The sequence below is a fragment of the Pseudomonas frederiksbergensis genome (assembly GCF_017114915.1).
Classification (GTDB): domain Bacteria; phylum Pseudomonadota; class Gammaproteobacteria; order Pseudomonadales; family Pseudomonadaceae; genus Aquipseudomonas; species Aquipseudomonas frederiksbergensis_I.
In genome coordinates this window covers 151435-165946 of sequence record NZ_JAAUOE010000002.1, presented here as the reverse complement: position 1 = coordinate 165946, position 14512 = coordinate 151435, and the positions used below count along the sequence as shown (strand labels likewise).

Here is a 14512-nt window from a genome sequence, read left to right as displayed (position 1 = left end):
CGCTGTCAGTGATGACAAGCGGCCGTTTTTGTTTTGTCTGTGGTACTCGATATTCAGTCGGGGTGAACCCAGTCTTCAACCCGTAAACCGGATACACGCTCAAACTCTCTAAGGTTGTTCGTCACGATGGTGAATCCTCGTGAGCGTGCGTGGCCGGCAATCATGTGGTCATAAGGGCCTATTGGCGTCCCTGCCTTAGCCAGTTCCGAGCGAATCATTCCGGTGTGCGCGGCTGCTTCATAGTCGAAAGGCAAGATCTCAAGACGGGCAGCAAAGCCCTCGATGACGGCGAGGTTTCTCTGCGGTGCTGCGGACTTTTCGGCACCGTAGATCAACTCCATCAAGGTGACGGCGCTGATGCACAGCTGGCCGTGATGACGATTGAAGGCTTCGCGTACAACCTGTGGCTTGTTCTTGATGGTGAAGATGCAGATGTTGGTATCAAGCATGTATTTGATCATTAGAACGGATCACGCTCCTGATCGGTTGGCTGTTCACGGTCGGCCATGAAGTCTGCGCTCACGCCTTCACCATCGAACCAGCTGTCCCAGGCTTCTCCTGCCGGGGTGATGAGGCGAGCCCTGCCGATAGCGATAACATCGACTCGTTTCACATCGCTGGGCATGGCAACGGCTTTGGGCAGGCGGACGGCCTGGCTTCGATTGCTCATAAAAAGGGTGGTTTGTTCCATGGTGGCCTCCTGCGTTTTTTGCCGACGCTTGAAGTCAGAAGGATAGAACTCAGGCGGGATATGTCAATGGGATATACGTAGCGGCTGACGAAGGGTGGTGATAGCTACAACAGGTTTATGGTTAAAAAAACGGCCGTTGTCAGTGATGACAAGCGGCCGTTTTTTACTTGCGGGGTGGCCTTACTCGGCCTTTTCGACCGGCAGGTTCAGCGACTGACGATAGCTGTCCAGCGCATCGCCGAAGTCGGTAATGAATTGCGGGTCGGTCAGCCAGGCCTGGGCGGCGTCGCGGTCCATGCCGTCGGCCCACATGCGGTAGTCGATCAGCATGTCGGCGGCCAGGTGCGTGGCGGCCATGGCTTCGTTGTCGGCGTTTTCCATGTCCAGCAGTTCTGGATGGTCGCTGATAATCCCGGCGAGGTCCGACAGCAGGGTCAGCAGCATGTCGCTGCGGCTGGTGGCCTCGGCGTCACGCATTTTGCTGAACATCGCCAGGGTGTATTCCGGGATCGGTTCACCAGGTTCGCCCAGGTCATCGTTCAGTTCGGTGGGTTTTCTGCCGACCATGCGGATTTGCTTGGCTTTGGCCTTTGCGCGTTTGGCGCGTTTCTGTTGCTTGTTCAGGGATGCCATAGGGGCTCAGTTGGTTTTCTGTTGGGTTTGGGCCGCGATGGCGTCGGACGCCGCCACGTAGTCGGCCTGGAAGGCCGGGGATTCGATCCATGCCAAGGCGCCGGCTTCGTCTGTCTCGGTGGACCATTGGCGATATTCGATCAGTGCCGCGAGGATGAAGTCCATCGCGCCTTCCTCGCCTTCCTGCTCATACACCAGCTCCAGCAGCGGGTCTTCGAGGAAGGCCGCGCACATCGCTTGCTGGCTGGTCTTTTCGGCGTCGATCATTTTCTTGAACAGTTCGGTCAGGTCCACCGATTCGAAATCGATTCGATCGTCGTTCGGGTCCAGCTCGACCGGCGCGGCGGCCCGCTGGGTGCGGTTCTGCTTGGCCTTGGCTTTGGCGCGGGAGGCGCGTTTGTTCTGCTTGTTGGCGGAGGCCATGGACGTCGTTCCATAATTCGTTGGGAGGGCGCATCAATCAACTGCGTGGCACTCGCCGCCCGGGGGTATCGGGGGCCAGCTCGCCGGTCTGCAGCCAGGGCAATGCAATGGGCCATAGTGTGGCTTGGTATGCGCTGCGAAAAAAGGCGAAATGCAATCCACCTCGGATTATCGGGGCCTCTGCTTGAGTAGCCGCTCCTCAAGCACGGCTCGTTCACGGTCCAGTTCTGCGCGAAGCTCATCCTGTTCCTGTTCCTGTTCCTGTTCCTGTTCCTGTTCCTGTTCGAGTTCGCTTTCCTGGACCTGGCCCGCATTGGGCGGGCCGAGGAACTCCAATAGCACGGGGTCCCGGATGAAATCCCGCGGGCTGGTTTTCATTTGCTGGATGTTGGTGACGGCTTCCTGCTTGACGGCGGCCCGGGCGCTGCTGGTAAACCGGAAGGAAATGCCGGATTTGGTTTGCAGGACCGCGCCGACGGCAGCCCATGTTTGAGGAGCCTATCGCGTAGTCCGATTCGTAGTGAACTCAATTGCGAATCGATCTAAAACTTGAGTATTCAGCGATAAATCTAAAAGGAGTAACGAGTGGGTTCTGTGTAACCCGGGAGTCGCCATCATGAAGTACGTCCATTCATTCATGCTGCCCATCGCCGCTGTCGGCGTACTGATGTTGCCATTCGTGCTTGACGCCGCCAGTCTTGAACCAATCGACAGCTCAGCCGTGCAAGTCCAGCAGCAACAGCAAAACGGGATTACCTACCTGTCCGGGGGGATTGGAGAGGACGAGGCCAAAGCCATTCAGCAAACCAAGGGCTACAACCTGCACATGACCTTCTCCACCGGGACGGAGAACAAATATGTTCCAGACGTGAATCTGGTCATCCAGAAAAGCCCGGGGCAGCCCGTGCTGACGCTGAGCGAAGCCGGCCCGTTGGTTTACGTACAGCTGCCACCTGGCAAGTACACTGTAATCGCGACACGCAATGGTGAGGAGCGGCGTGATACGGCGGATGTAGGAAGTGGCGCCGCTCGCAATCTGGTCTTCCACTGGGGTAGCGAAAACTAGCCGAGAGAAAGGACTTGCGCGATGCCTGACCAAATCGCGAGCATAAAAAAAACCCTGAATCTTGCGATTCAGGGTTTTCGGTATTTGGTGCCCAGAGACGGAATCGAACCGCCGACACGGGGATTTTCAATCCCCTGCTCTACCGACTGAGCTATCTGGGCAACGGGGCGCATTAAACGGGTTTTTCAGGGGGGCGTCAAGCAAGTTTTCAAAAAATATTTAATTATTACCGTCGCTTACGTGCCGACCCCGAATTTTGATCAATTATTGAGCAGGTGGAACGTAGCCTTCGGCCTTGGCGTATTCCTCACCGGAAAAGAACTTGTCCATCTCGCCCTGAAGGTATTTGCGGTCTTCGGCGTTCATCATGTTCAGGCGTTTTTCGTTGATCAGCAGGGTCTGGTGTTTCTGCCAGTCGGCCCAGGCTTTTTGAGATACGTGCTCAAAAATATCCTGACCCTTGGCGCCCGGGTACGGTGGGCGATCCAGGCCTGGCAATTCTTCTTTGTACTTGCGGCACATCACGGTGCGGGTCATTGCAACTCTCCTGCGTTCAATACGGCGGCCGCGCGTTCGAGCAAGGTTTTGACCGGGGCGGCAAGGCCCAGGCGCGGCGGGGTGGCGAGGTTATACCAGAGCCAGTCGGCCTCGGCCACGTGATGGCCGGCTTCCTGGACCTGGACCAGCCAGGGTTCGATGGATAACTGAAAGTGGCTGAAGGTGTGCACCAGGCTCGGCAGTGCCTGCTGGCTGCCCAGTTCCAGCGAGTGCTGCGCGGCCAGATGTTGCAGGTCGTCGAGGTCATCGAGTTCCGGCAGGCTCCAGAGACCGCCCCACAGGCCCGTGGACGGGCGTCGGTAAAGCAGAATCGCGCCGTCGCCGTTGGTAAGCATTGGCATCAGCGTGCGCTTCTGTGGCACGGCTTTGCGTGGCTTGGGGATCGGGTAGCGGGTTTCCAGGCCGAGCATATGTGCTTCGCAGCCCTTTTTCAGTGGGCAGAGCAGGCAGCTCGGCTTGCTGCGGGTGCAGAGCGTGGCGCCCAGATCCATCATCGCCTGGGTGTAGGCGTTGACCCGATCATGGGGCGTGAAGCGCTCAGCGTGGGCCCACAGCTGTTTGGCGACCTTCGGCTCGCCCGGATAACCCTCTTGCGCGGTAAAACGCGCCAGCACCCGTTTGACGTTGCCATCGAGGATCGGCGCGCGGATGCCCATGCTCAGGCTGGCAATCGCGCCGGCGGTGGACAGGCCGATACCCGGCAGATCGGTGAGCTTTTCCACATCACGGGGAAACTCGCCGCCATATTCGGCGACCACAATTTTCGCGGTCTTCTGCAGGTTGCGCGCGCGAGTGTAGTAGCCGAGGCCGGTCCACAGGTGCAGCACTTCGTCTTCCGGCGCGGCAGCCAGGGCTTCGACGGTGGGCAGTGAGGCCATGAACCGGTCGAAGTAATTCAGCACAGTGCTGACCTGGGTCTGCTGCAACATGATTTCCGAGACCCACACCCGGTAAGGGGTGATGCCCTGCTGCCAGGGTAAATCGTGGCGGCCGTGGCGGTCGTACCAATCCAGCACCGCCGTTGAAAACTGCTCGGCTCTCATCGCTTGAACAGCCCCTTGAGCGCGTTTTTCAGTTCCGGGCTGACTTTGTCGCCAAGCTTCTCATCGATTTTTTCGCCGATCCGCTCGCCGGCCAGTTTGCTGGCGACTTGGCCCATGCGTTCGCTGTCGAGGCGGCAAGCCTTGGCACCCAGTTCCAGCGGGCCACGGCAGCGCAGCGGCCACTCAATGCCGACGTAGCGTTCGCCGACCTGGCAGGCCGGGTCCGGCATGTCGCTCTTGTCGCCTTCGACGATGACCCCGACGCGGTAATCCATACCCAGTACCCGCAGGTCGATGTCGCCATTACCGTTGACGGTCATGCCCGGGATGCGCACTTTCAGGTCCGGGTTACTGGCCACGCCATTGCGAAACGTCAGGTTACCCTTGAGCTCCTCGAACGGTGTGTCCTTGCCCCGCGGCTCACCGGTGAGGGTTTTGCGATTCAGGGTCGCGATGCCCTTGCACAGTTGCTGCTCAAGGTTGGCATTGAGCAGCACGCCGTTGTTGATGACGAAACTGGCGTTGCCGTTGAGGCTGTCGATCAGTGCGCTCTGGCTATTGCCGCTGCCTGTCAGCGCGCTGTCGAGCGTGACCAGGCCTTTGACTGGTGGATTCTTGCCCTGGCTTTCGAGGATTTTTTCCACGGGTACTTTGCTGATGTGCGTCTGCATGTTCAGCGCCGGCACTGGCTGGCGCACGTCCAGGGTGCCCTTGGCTTCGAAGTTGCCTTCGAACAGATCGCCGCGCAGGTTCTCCAGGGTCAGCAGGCCACCCTGGCCGGTGGCCTTGAGGGCAGCATTCTGGATCGGCAGTTTGTTGAGGGTCAGTTGGCCGAAGGTCAGGTCGGCGTCCACGTCGAGTTTGCTCAGGCGCTCCACCGGCAACAGGCGCTCGGTGCTCCAGGGGCCTTTGGTCGGGGATGGCGGCAGCGGTGAACTGCCCGCGCCGGCCATGGCCTCGGTCTCAGTGCTGGCCACTTCGGCCTGACGCACCTGCTTGGCGCTGTTGGCTTCGGCGGATTTTGGCGGCAGGTAACGGTCGACATTGAAGGTATCGGCCTTGAGGTTCGCCCGCAGCGATTGCTTGGCGAAGTCTTCAACCGCGATGCGACCGCTGAAGGTGCTGTCATCGAGTTTCAGGTTGATGTTATCGAGCGACAAGCTGCTCGGCGTGCCGGCAACCTGGCTGGACAGCTCGACCTTGCTCAGGCTGCCTTCGGCCATCGCCGGGAGCTTCTGGCCGATGCTGTCGACGAATTTCGCCAGATCGAACTGCGCAATCGACAGGCCACCGCTGATTTGCGGGGTCTTGTCGAGGTCGTTGGCCTTCAACTCACCCAAGGCGCGCAGTTGGTTGGCGGAGATCTTGATGCCGGTCCATTCGGCAACGTTGGCGGCCTTGTCCAGCAGCAGTTGGCCTTGGGCGGCGAAGGTCATGGTCTTGCCTTGCAGCGGATCGCCAGCGACTTCGCCGGAGAGTTTCATGTCTTCGAATTTGTAGCGTTGCAGCGCACGCTCGAAACGCAGTTCGCCGGCCAGCTCGGTCCGCACCCGCAGAACCGGTTGGTTGGTGCCCAGGAACGCGGTGAGTTTGACCGGGATGTTGGTCGAGTCATGTACCGGGCCGGTACTCAGCTGGATGCTCTCGGCGCTGAACTGCTTGCCGGTTCTCTCGTCGCTGTACTCAACGCGGGCGTTGTTGACGGTCAGGCTGTCGATGTCCAGGCGAATCGGCTGAGCCGGTTTTTCTGCCTGGTCGGTGATTGTTGGCGCAGGTTCGCCGGTAGCGGCGGGCGTGGACGAGGTCGTTGCAGTGGCAGGCGCCGGAACCTTGCCGATGTCTTCCCAGTTGCCGTGGCCGTCCTTGTCCCGGTTCAGGCGCAGGTTGAGGCCTTCGACGCGCACATCGCTCATCTGCACTTCTCGGCGCAGCAGCGGAATCACGCGGACCGACAGGCCGAGCATCTGCAAATCGGCAAACGGCTCGGCGGGCTTGGCCAGGGTCGCCACACTGGCTTCGTGCAATTCCAGGCCCAGCCACGGGAACAGGCTCCAGCCGATATCGCCGTTGAGCGTCAGCTCGATGTGGGCCTTGTCGCGGGCAATCTGGCGAATCTCGTCTTTGTAGTCGTTGGGATCGAAGAGGTGGGTCAGGGCAAAGCCCAGCGCCACAATGATCAGCAACAGCCCGAGAAGTACCAGACCCAGGATTTTGCCGAACGCTTTCATGGGCGAGTCCTTGTATTAGTCGAATTCAAATTTAGCCGGGGAGTATAGCGCTCCAAAGTGGTCGCCCGGTCAGCGATCACGTCGGGAGGACATCCAGCGGCACCTTCAGCTTAGCTGCCAGCGCCTGGGTTTCGAGGTGCCCGGCAGGCGCCAGCAGGCGCAATATCGCGCCCGATTGCGACGCCATTTTCTGCGCTTCGCTCACCAGGCGCTCAGCAACGCCACGACGACGGGTGATTTTTCGTACGCATAAATGGGACAAGTGCCAGACGTCGTGGTGCCGTTGCAAGCGTGCCGCACCCAGCAACCGGTCGTTGAAGCGTCCGGCGATCAGCGAACCGTCCCGCAGGCAGCCCTCGATCAACTCCGCATCCCCTGTAAATGGTGCAAACAGCCAGTCCGGGGCGTCGCGGTAGATCTTCTGCAGATCTTGCTGATCCTGATAAGTGGCCTGGTTCAGCTGTTCGACAATGATCGGCATGGTGTCTCCCTTGAAAGCTGATCCCCCTGCGCGTGGAAATATGGTCTTGCGCAAAAGGTGATATCAGTTTGGTTTTTCTGTCACGTGCAAATGGTAACCTCTGCCCGTTCGTCCGTCCTTCTGCGGCGTGATGTCGCACCAAAATGGCGCTTCACCTAAAAAACAGTCATGCCTGCGTGCGTATAAGGCTGGGGGTGAGGAGTGGCTGGCGAACTCTACTAATAATTGGGGGAAACACCATGACTACGAGCATCACGGCGGACGGCTTTGCCGACCAGCCCGCGTTCCTGTCCAAAGAGCGCATCATCGCCAGGCCCGGTTTTAACCGTTGGCTGGTACCACCAGCCGCTCTGGCCATCCACCTTTGCATCGGCATGGCCTATGGCTTTTCGGTGTTCTGGTTGCCGTTGTCCAAAGCCTTGGGCGTCAGCAAGCCCGTGGCTTGTGCGCCGGACATGAGCTTCATCGCTCAGGTCTTTTCGTCTCAATGCGACTGGCCGATTTCGATGCTCGGCTGGATCTACACCCTGTTCTTCATCTTCCTTGGCTGCTCGGCAGCGATCTGGGGCGGCTGGCTGGAACACGCAGGCCCGCGCAAGGCCGGTGTCGTGTCGGCACTGTGCTGGTGTGGCGGTCTGCTGATTTCGGCGCTGGGGGTCTATACCCACCAGATCTGGCTGATGTGGATCGGCTCCGGGGTCATTGGCGGTATCGGCCTGGGCCTGGGTTACATCTCGCCGGTCTCGACCCTGATCAAGTGGTTCCCGGACAAGCGCGGCATGGCGACCGGCATGGCGATCATGGGTTTCGGTGGCGGCGCGATGGTCGGCGCTCCACTGGCCGCAGCCCTGATGGGCCACTTCGCTTCGCCAACCAGCGTGGGCGTGTGGCAGAGCTTCCTGGTGATGGCCGCTATCTACTTCGTGTTTATGATCGGTGGGGCGCTGTCCTACCGTGTTCCGCCAACCGGCTGGAAGCCTGAAGGCTGGACGGCTGCGGTGAAAAAAGCCTCGAACGCGATGATCACCCATCGTCACGTCCATGTGAATGTGGCGTGGAAGACTCCGCAATTCCGCCTGGTGTGGCTGGTGCTGTGCCTGAACGTTTCGGCGGGTATCGGCATCCTCGGCATGGCTTCGCCGCTGTTGCAGGAAGTGTTCGCCGGCAAATTGCTGGGCACTGACCAGACGTTTGGTCAGTTGGATGCCGGGCAACTGGCCTCGATCGCTGCAATCGCTGCCGGTTTCACCGGTTTGCTGAGCCTGTTCAACATTGGTGGCCGGTTCTTCTGGGCTTCGTTCTCGGACTACCTGGGTCGCAAAAACACTTATTTCGTGTTCTTCGCCCTGGGTTTCGCCCTGTACGCGCTGATTCCGAATCTCGGTCACCTGGGCAGCGTTGCGCTGTTCGTGGCGGCGTTCTGCATCATCCTGTCGATGTACGGCGGTGGTTTTGCGACGGTGCCGGCTTATCTGGCGGACCTGTTCGGCACGCAAATGGTTGGCGCGATCCACGGTCGTCTGCTGACGGCGTGGGCGGCGGCGGGTGTGTTGGGGCCGGTGTTGGTGAACTACCTGCGTGAATATCAGTTGAGCATCGGTGTTGAACGCGCCGCGGCTTACGACATCACCTTGTACATCCTCGCGGGCCTGTTGGTGCTGGGCTTCATTTGCAACCTGCTGGTGCGTCCGGTGGCCGACAAGTACTTTATGACCGAAGCTGAACTGGCCGCCGAACAGGCGCTGGGCCATGACAAGGGGGCTGACGCCAGCACTGTGCTGGAGTGGAAAGCGGATGCAGGCACCAAGCCTTTGGCGGTGGCTGCGTGGCTGGTGGTGGGGATTCCGTTGGCGTGGGGTGTTTGGGTGACCCTGCAGAAGACGGCTGTCCTCTTCCACTAAGTAAAACGCATTACCCCTGTAACTGATCGTTCCCACGCTCTGCGTGGGAATGCCTCCCATGACGCTCCGCGTCACATACAGAGCGGACGCGGAGCGTCCAGGGCTGCACTCCAACGCAGAGCGTGGGAGCGATCAGAGGCTGCGATCTTTTGCTTGTATGGACATGTCTATCCCCGGCGGCATTGGGTTCACTCCGTCAGTGATATCACCTCCTGTGTTTCTGTTTAGCGCCCGCGACCCTATAATGGCTGCCTTTTTCGCCCCAATGATTTTTTGCGGAGCTGGTGATGGCCGAACGTATGGCGTCTGTCGAGCGCGACACTCTGGAAACCCAGATCAAAGCCTCGATCAACCTGGATGGCACCGGAAAGGCCCGATTTGATATCGGTGTACCTTTTCTTGAGCACATGCTGGACCAGATCGCCCGTCACGGGCTGATCGACCTGGATATTGTCAGCAAGGGCGACCTGCATATCGACGACCACCACACGGTGGAAGACGTCGGTATCACCCTGGGTCAAGCCTTCACCAAAGCCATCGGCGACAAGAAAGGCATCCGTCGCTACGGCCACGCCTACGTGCCGCTCGATGAAGCGCTGTCGCGTGTGGTGATCGACTTCTCCGGCCGTCCTGGCCTGCAGATGCATGTTCCGTATACCCGCGCTACCGTTGGCGGCTTCGACGTTGACCTGTTCCAGGAATTCTTCCAGGGCTTCGTCAACCACGCCAACGTCACCCTGCACATCGACAATCTGCGCGGGCACAACACCCACCACCAGATCGAGACCGTGTTCAAGGCTTTCGGCCGCGCACTGCGCATGGCCGTGGAGCTGGATGACCGCATGGCCGGGCAAATGCCTTCGACCAAAGGCGTTCTGTAATGCAGACGGTCGCGGTTATCGATTACGGCATGGGCAACCTGCACTCGGTGGCCAAGGCCCTCGAGCACGTTGGTGCCGGCAAGGTCCTGATCACCAGCGATGCCGATGTGATTCGCGAAGCCGACCGGGTGGTATTCCCCGGTGTTGGCGCGATTCGCGATTGCATGGCGGAGATCCGTCGCCTGGGCTTCGACTCGCTGGTGCGTGAAGTCAGCCAGGATCGTCCGTTTCTCGGCATCTGCGTGGGCATGCAAGCCTTACTCGAGTGCAGCGAAGAGAACGACGGCGTCGATTGCATCGGCCTGTTCCCGGGCCAGGTGAAGTTCTTCGGCAAGGATTTGCATGAGGATGGCGAACACCTGAAAGTGCCGCACATGGGCTGGAACGAAGTGAAGCAGACGGTGACTCACCCGCTGTGGCACAACATTCCGGACCTGGCGCGTTTCTACTTCGTGCACAGCTACTACATCGCTGCCGGCAATGCACGGCAAGTGGTCGGTAGCGGTCACTACGGCGTCGATTTCGCCGCCGCGCTGGCCGAGGGCTCGCGTTTCGCCGTGCAGTTCCACCCGGAGAAGAGCCACACCCATGGCCTGCAATTGCTGCAGAACTTCGCCGCGTGGGACGGTCGCTGGTAAATGGCTGTCAAGAAGAGCAAGCCGCCGATCCTGACCCTCACTCCCGAACAGGAGAGCGAGGCCAATCACAAGATCAAACGCTTCATGGAAGACCGTTTCGAACTGAACCTGGGTTCGTTCGAAGCGGCTGAAATCCTTGAGCTGTTTACCCGCGAAATTGCTCCGCACTTTTACAACAGGGCGATTTTCGATGTGCAGACGCACCTCAAAGAGAGGTTCGAAAGCATCGAAAGCGACCTGTGGGCGCTCGAGAAAAACTGATTTCCGAGCCAAGCTGAACACTCGAATTTGAAGGTTTGCCAGATGCTGATTATTCCCGCTATCGATCTTAAAGACGGTGCCTGTGTTCGTCTGCGCCAGGGCCGCATGGAAGATTCCACGGTGTTCTCCGATGACCCGGTGAGCATGGCTGCCAAGTGGGTGGAGGGCGGTTGCCGTCGTCTGCATCTGGTCGACCTGAATGGCGCGTTCGAAGGCCAGCCGGTCAACGGCGAAGTGGTCACCGCCATCGCCAAGCGCTACCCGAACCTGCCGATTCAGATCGGCGGCGGTATCCGCTCGCTGGAAACCATTGAACACTACGTGAAAGCGGGCGTGAGCTACGTGATCATCGGCACCAAAGCCGTGAAAGATCCGGCCTTCGTCGCTGAAGCCTGCCGCGCATTTCCGGGCAAAGTGATCGTCGGTCTGGATGCCAAAGACGGTTTCGTCGCCACCGACGGCTGGGCCGAAATCAGCACCGTGCAGGTCATCGACCTGGCCAAGCAATTCGAAGCCGACGGCGTGTCCGCGATCGTTTATACCGACATCGCCAAAGACGGCATGATGCAGGGCTGCAACGTCTCTTACACCGCTGCTTTGGCTGCTGCGACGAAGATCCCGGTGATCGCTTCCGGCGGTATCCACAATCTGGGTGACATCAAGTCGCTGCTTGACGCCAAGGCGCCAGGCATCATCGGCGCCATCACGGGCCGCGCGATCTACGAAGGCACCCTCGACGTCGCTGAAGCGCAAGCTTTCTGCGATTCGTACAAAGGCTGAGGACTCACCATGGCGCTGGCCAAACGCATCATCCCTTGCCTGGACGTGGATAACGGCCGGGTGGTCAAGGGCGTCAAGTTCGAGAACATTCGCGATGCCGGCGACCCGGTGGAAATCGCCCGTCGTTATGACGAGCAAGGTGCCGACGAGATTACCTTTCTCGACATCACCGCCAGCGTCGACGGTCGCGACACCACGTTGCATACCGTCGAACGCATGGCCAGCCAGGTGTTCATCCCGCTGACCGTGGGCGGCGGCGTGCGCACCGTGCAGGACATCCGTAACCTGCTCAATGCCGGCGCGGACAAGGTCTCGATCAACACCGCCGCGGTGTTCAACCCGGAATTCGTTGGCGAAGCGGCGCAGCATTTCGGCTCGCAGTGCATCGTCGTGGCCATCGACGCCAAGAAGGTTTCTGGCCCGGGCGAAACTCCGCGCTGGGAAATCTTTACCCACGGTGGTCGCAAACCTACCGGTCTGGACGCCGTTGAGTGGGCGAAAAAGATGGAAGGCCTGGGTGCCGGTGAAATTCTGCTGACCAGCATGGACCAGGACGGCATGAAAAACGGCTTCGACCTGGGCGTCACCCGTGCCATCAGCGATGCACTGGGGATTCCGGTGATCGCGTCCGGCGGTGTCGGTAACTTGCAGCACCTGGCCGATGGCATTCTCGAAGGTCATGCCAGTGCGGTATTGGCGGCGAGTATTTTCCACTTCGGCGAATACACCGTGCAGGAAGCCAAGGCTTACATGGCCCATCGCGGAATCGTCATGCGTTAAACAACAGGCCAGTGGACAGCATGGCGGGCTCAAGGCACTCTTGGGCACGCCATGGATTCCGGTAGCCCGACATGCTTAAACGACTTCTTCTTGCTCTCGCCAGCGCTTCTCTGTTGTTCATCAACGGAGTTCACGCCGAAGAAAGTCCCGGCACTGGCCTGGTGTTGCTGACAGAGAATTTTCCCCCTTACAACATGGCGAAGAACGGCAAGAACTTCGCCCAGGACGAGAACATCAATGGTATCGCCGTGGACATCGTCCGCGAGATGTTCAAACGCGCCGACATCCCCTACAGCCTGACGCTGCGCTTCCCTTGGGAGCGAATCTACAAACTCGCCCTGGAAAAGCCCGGTTATGGCGTGTTCGTGATGGCGCGGTTGCCGGATCGCGAGAAACTCTTCAAGTGGGTCGGCCCTATCGGCCCGGACGACTGGATCATGCTGGCCAAGGGCGATAGCAAGATCACCCTTGAATCGCTGGAGCAGGCGCGCAACTACAAGATTGGTGCCTACAAGGGTGATGCGATTGCCGAGACGCTGGCCAAGCAAGGCCTGAAGCCGATTGTGGTGTTGCGCGACCAGGACAACGCGAAGAAGCTGGTTAACGGTCAGATTGACCTGTGGGCCACCGGCGATCCGGCCGGGCGTTACCTGGCGCGTCAGGATGGGGTGACCGGGCTCAAGACCGTACTGCGCTTCAACAGCGCCGAGTTGTACCTGGCGCTGAACAAGGACGTGCCGGACGAAACCGTCGCCAAGCTGCAAGCCGCGCTGGATCAGTTGCGCAAGGAAGGCATCGTTGACGACATCATGGGGCGCTATCTCTGAAGCGTAGCGTCCGGTGTCGCGCTCAAGTACACGGCACTTGTAAACACGTTATTCAGCGTCGCCCTTGTCAGCTGCTGTTCCCCTGAGGCGACGCCGATAATGCAGAGTGCATGTGCGCCGCTTTGTGGCCCGATTTCAGTATTGATGTAAGCATCTTCAGCGCTGGTGGCGGCGCTGTAATTGTCGGGAGCCTTGCAGTCCCAGGCGTTACGGACCGTTTTGTAGCGATACAAGGGCGTATCGAGGGAGAACCTGAAATCCCACGTAGGCAATACGATCTGCCCCTCCGCGTTTTGCGTTCTATGAACGTATGACTTGAGCTTCCAGGGTTCAGTGACAGTCAGCTCGACTGGCTCCAGCGAACAGTCCGCTCCATCGCGGGTGAAGACACCGTCAATAAAGCATTTGTGCAGAAAATTGGCCGAGTAGCTGTAGTTGAAGCGAGCGGCCTTGCAAGACGTCGAGTGCTCACAGTCGGGTGGCGCTGGGGTATTGCGGGAGGCCATGACTTTACTGACGATGCCGGTGATTTCATTGGTGCGGCGGTTCAGCATCGGGCTGCCGGAGCTGCCGGCGTGAAGGTCGCAGCTGTTTTTCATGGCCAAAGGGAAGACCCCGGGATGATCGATGAACGTTCCGGCGGTTTGTTCAGCGCAGGCGCTCAATCGAAGCCCCTGTTTGGTAAAGCCACCCGGCGCGCCAACGTTAAGCGCATCCTGACTCTCGTAGGTTTGATGGGACGCGAGCTTGAGCGGGTTGACCCCGGCCTGTATCAGCGACGCCAATGTTGCGTCGACCTCGAGTACTGCAAGATCGGTCCCGACCAGGCTGCTCCATCGGGCGGTCCGGATGGTGTAACGGCGCTTACGCTGTGGCATGTCATGAAAGTAGTGGAAGGTGACGCTGGCTTTCAAAGGCAGATTGGTCCGCGCCGAACCGTACTCAAAGAACACGCAATGACCGCTGGTGAGCAGGTAAGCAGGGCCAGTGGCTCGGCCTTGCCTGTTTCGCGTATCCAGTAGAACGGCGCTGCAAATCTCGCCCGATTGGAGACTGAGTCGTCCCACGCCACTCCAGATCTCATAAAAATGCTCACTGTTTTGCAGGGCTCTTGAAGGGGATTCGTTGATGGCGCCTTCGCCCAGGTCGCGGGCCTGCATTGCGGAAATAGCCGGCAGACCAATCAAGCCTGCGAAGCAAAAGAAGCTGAGATATTTCATGTCCATTCCTTGGTGATGAAATTCGGGGTGAGCGCTATCGTGGCACGTGGCGGCGTACCGGCAGGTATGAATAGTTATCGCGAAATGGAGTGGGCTGGGAG

General features: G+C 59.4%; 17 protein-coding genes, 1 tRNA gene and 2 pseudogenes. 8 read left to right on the top strand and 12 right to left on the bottom strand.

The window, feature by feature from the left end:
• Nucleotides 1-53 precede the first annotated feature (53 nt).
• From vapC to HCU66_RS27030, 6 genes and pseudogenes are all read right to left on the bottom strand, one after another.
• Nucleotides 54-461, bottom strand: coding sequence for a type II toxin-antitoxin system tRNA(fMet)-specific endonuclease VapC (vapC, locus tag HCU66_RS02270; RefSeq protein WP_205886877.1), 408 nt, complete (start codon nucleotides 459-461; stop codon nucleotides 54-56).
• Nucleotides 461-691: a type II toxin-antitoxin system VapB family antitoxin gene (gene vapB, locus HCU66_RS02265; RefSeq protein WP_205886876.1), complete on the bottom strand. Its 231-nt coding sequence runs from the start codon at nucleotides 689-691 to the stop codon at nucleotides 461-463. Before vapB ends, vapC begins: the two co-directional genes overlap by 1 nt.
• Before the next feature lie 180 nt (nucleotides 692-871).
• On the bottom strand, nucleotides 872-1324 hold the full coding sequence (locus tag HCU66_RS02260; protein ID WP_205886875.1) for a hypothetical protein: 453 nt from the start codon (nucleotides 1322-1324) through the stop codon (nucleotides 872-874).
• Nucleotides 1325-1330: 6 nt separating this feature from the next.
• A complete protein-coding gene (locus HCU66_RS02255) occupies nucleotides 1331-1747 on the bottom strand; it encodes a hypothetical protein (protein ID WP_105348826.1) in 417 nt (138 codons plus the stop codon).
• Nucleotides 1748-1784: 37 nt separating this feature from the next.
• Nucleotides 1785-1901, bottom strand: a pseudogene (locus tag HCU66_RS02250) (alpha/beta hydrolase); the annotation flags it as partial.
• Between the two features lie 125 nt (nucleotides 1902-2026).
• Nucleotides 2027-2167, bottom strand: a pseudogene (locus HCU66_RS27030) (PDDEXK nuclease domain-containing protein); the annotation flags it as partial.
• Nucleotides 2168-2363: 196 nt separating this feature from the next.
• Here HCU66_RS27030 and HCU66_RS02240 point away from each other — a divergent pair.
• Nucleotides 2364-2813, top strand: coding sequence for a carboxypeptidase regulatory-like domain-containing protein (locus HCU66_RS02240; protein WP_205886874.1), 450 nt, complete (start codon nucleotides 2364-2366; stop codon nucleotides 2811-2813).
• Nucleotides 2814-2898: 85 nt separating this feature from the next.
• Here HCU66_RS02240 and HCU66_RS02235 read toward each other — a convergent pair.
• The 5 genes from HCU66_RS02235 to HCU66_RS02215 form a co-directional block, all read right to left on the bottom strand.
• A tRNA-Phe gene (locus tag HCU66_RS02235) sits at nucleotides 2899-2974 on the bottom strand.
• A 103-nt stretch (nucleotides 2975-3077) separates the two neighbouring features.
• The gene (locus tag HCU66_RS02230; protein WP_205886873.1) at nucleotides 3078-3350 is read right to left on the bottom strand and encodes an oxidative damage protection protein; all 273 of its coding nucleotides are present in this window, start codon (nucleotides 3348-3350) and stop codon (nucleotides 3078-3080) included.
• Nucleotides 3347-4414: an A/G-specific adenine glycosylase gene (mutY, locus tag HCU66_RS02225; protein WP_205886871.1), complete on the bottom strand. Its 1068-nt coding sequence runs from the start codon at nucleotides 4412-4414 to the stop codon at nucleotides 3347-3349. Before mutY ends, HCU66_RS02230 begins: the two co-directional genes overlap by 4 nt.
• Complete coding sequence (locus tag HCU66_RS02220; RefSeq protein ID WP_205886870.1) at nucleotides 4411-6642, bottom strand: AsmA family protein; 2232 nt, start codon at nucleotides 6640-6642, stop codon at nucleotides 4411-4413. The genes mutY and HCU66_RS02220 overlap by 4 nt, the downstream gene beginning before the upstream one ends.
• A 76-nt stretch (nucleotides 6643-6718) precedes the next feature.
• Nucleotides 6719-7123 carry an acetyl-CoA sensor PanZ family protein gene (locus HCU66_RS02215; protein ID WP_205886868.1) on the bottom strand — a complete coding sequence of 135 codons (405 nt, stop codon included), beginning with the start codon at nucleotides 7121-7123 and terminating at the stop codon, nucleotides 6719-6721.
• 239 nt (nucleotides 7124-7362) lie between these two features.
• Here HCU66_RS02215 and HCU66_RS02210 point away from each other — a divergent pair, with 239 nt between their 5' ends.
• The 7 genes from HCU66_RS02210 (at nucleotide 7363) to HCU66_RS02180 (ending at nucleotide 13191) form a co-directional block, all read left to right on the top strand.
• Nucleotides 7363-9024 carry an OFA family MFS transporter gene (locus tag HCU66_RS02210; protein WP_205886866.1) on the top strand — a complete coding sequence of 554 codons (1662 nt, stop codon included), beginning with the start codon at nucleotides 7363-7365 and terminating at the stop codon, nucleotides 9022-9024.
• 287 nt (nucleotides 9025-9311) lie between these two features.
• Nucleotides 9312-9905 (top strand): imidazoleglycerol-phosphate dehydratase HisB, encoded by a 594-nt coding sequence (gene hisB / locus HCU66_RS02205; protein ID WP_007939452.1) that lies wholly within the window; start codon nucleotides 9312-9314, stop codon nucleotides 9903-9905.
• Nucleotides 9905-10543 carry an imidazole glycerol phosphate synthase subunit HisH gene (hisH, locus tag HCU66_RS02200; RefSeq protein ID WP_205886865.1) on the top strand — a complete coding sequence of 213 codons (639 nt, stop codon included), beginning with the start codon at nucleotides 9905-9907 and terminating at the stop codon, nucleotides 10541-10543. The genes hisB and hisH overlap by 1 nt, the downstream gene beginning before the upstream one ends.
• Nucleotides 10544-10804: a DUF2164 domain-containing protein gene (locus tag HCU66_RS02195; protein ID WP_205886863.1), complete on the top strand. Its 261-nt coding sequence runs from the start codon at nucleotides 10544-10546 to the stop codon at nucleotides 10802-10804.
• Between the two features lie 42 nt (nucleotides 10805-10846).
• Nucleotides 10847-11584, top strand: coding sequence for a 1-(5-phosphoribosyl)-5-[(5-phosphoribosylamino)methylideneamino]imidazole-4-carboxamide isomerase (gene hisA / locus HCU66_RS02190; protein WP_019581800.1), 738 nt, complete (start codon nucleotides 10847-10849; stop codon nucleotides 11582-11584).
• Nucleotides 11585-11593: 9 nt separating this feature from the next.
• A complete protein-coding gene (gene hisF, locus HCU66_RS02185) occupies nucleotides 11594-12364 on the top strand; it encodes an imidazole glycerol phosphate synthase subunit HisF (protein ID WP_007897430.1) in 771 nt (256 codons plus the stop codon).
• Nucleotides 12365-12435: 71 nt separating this feature from the next.
• On the top strand, nucleotides 12436-13191 hold the full coding sequence (locus HCU66_RS02180) for a substrate-binding periplasmic protein (RefSeq protein ID WP_205886861.1): 756 nt from the start codon (nucleotides 12436-12438) through the stop codon (nucleotides 13189-13191).
• Here HCU66_RS02180 and HCU66_RS02175 read toward each other — a convergent pair.
• Nucleotides 13182-14411 carry a trypsin-like serine peptidase gene (locus HCU66_RS02175; protein WP_205886859.1) on the bottom strand — a complete coding sequence of 410 codons (1230 nt, stop codon included), beginning with the start codon at nucleotides 14409-14411 and terminating at the stop codon, nucleotides 13182-13184. The two genes, HCU66_RS02180 and HCU66_RS02175, sit on opposite strands and share 10 nt — an antisense overlap.
• Between the last annotated feature and the right edge of the window lie 101 nt (nucleotides 14412-14512).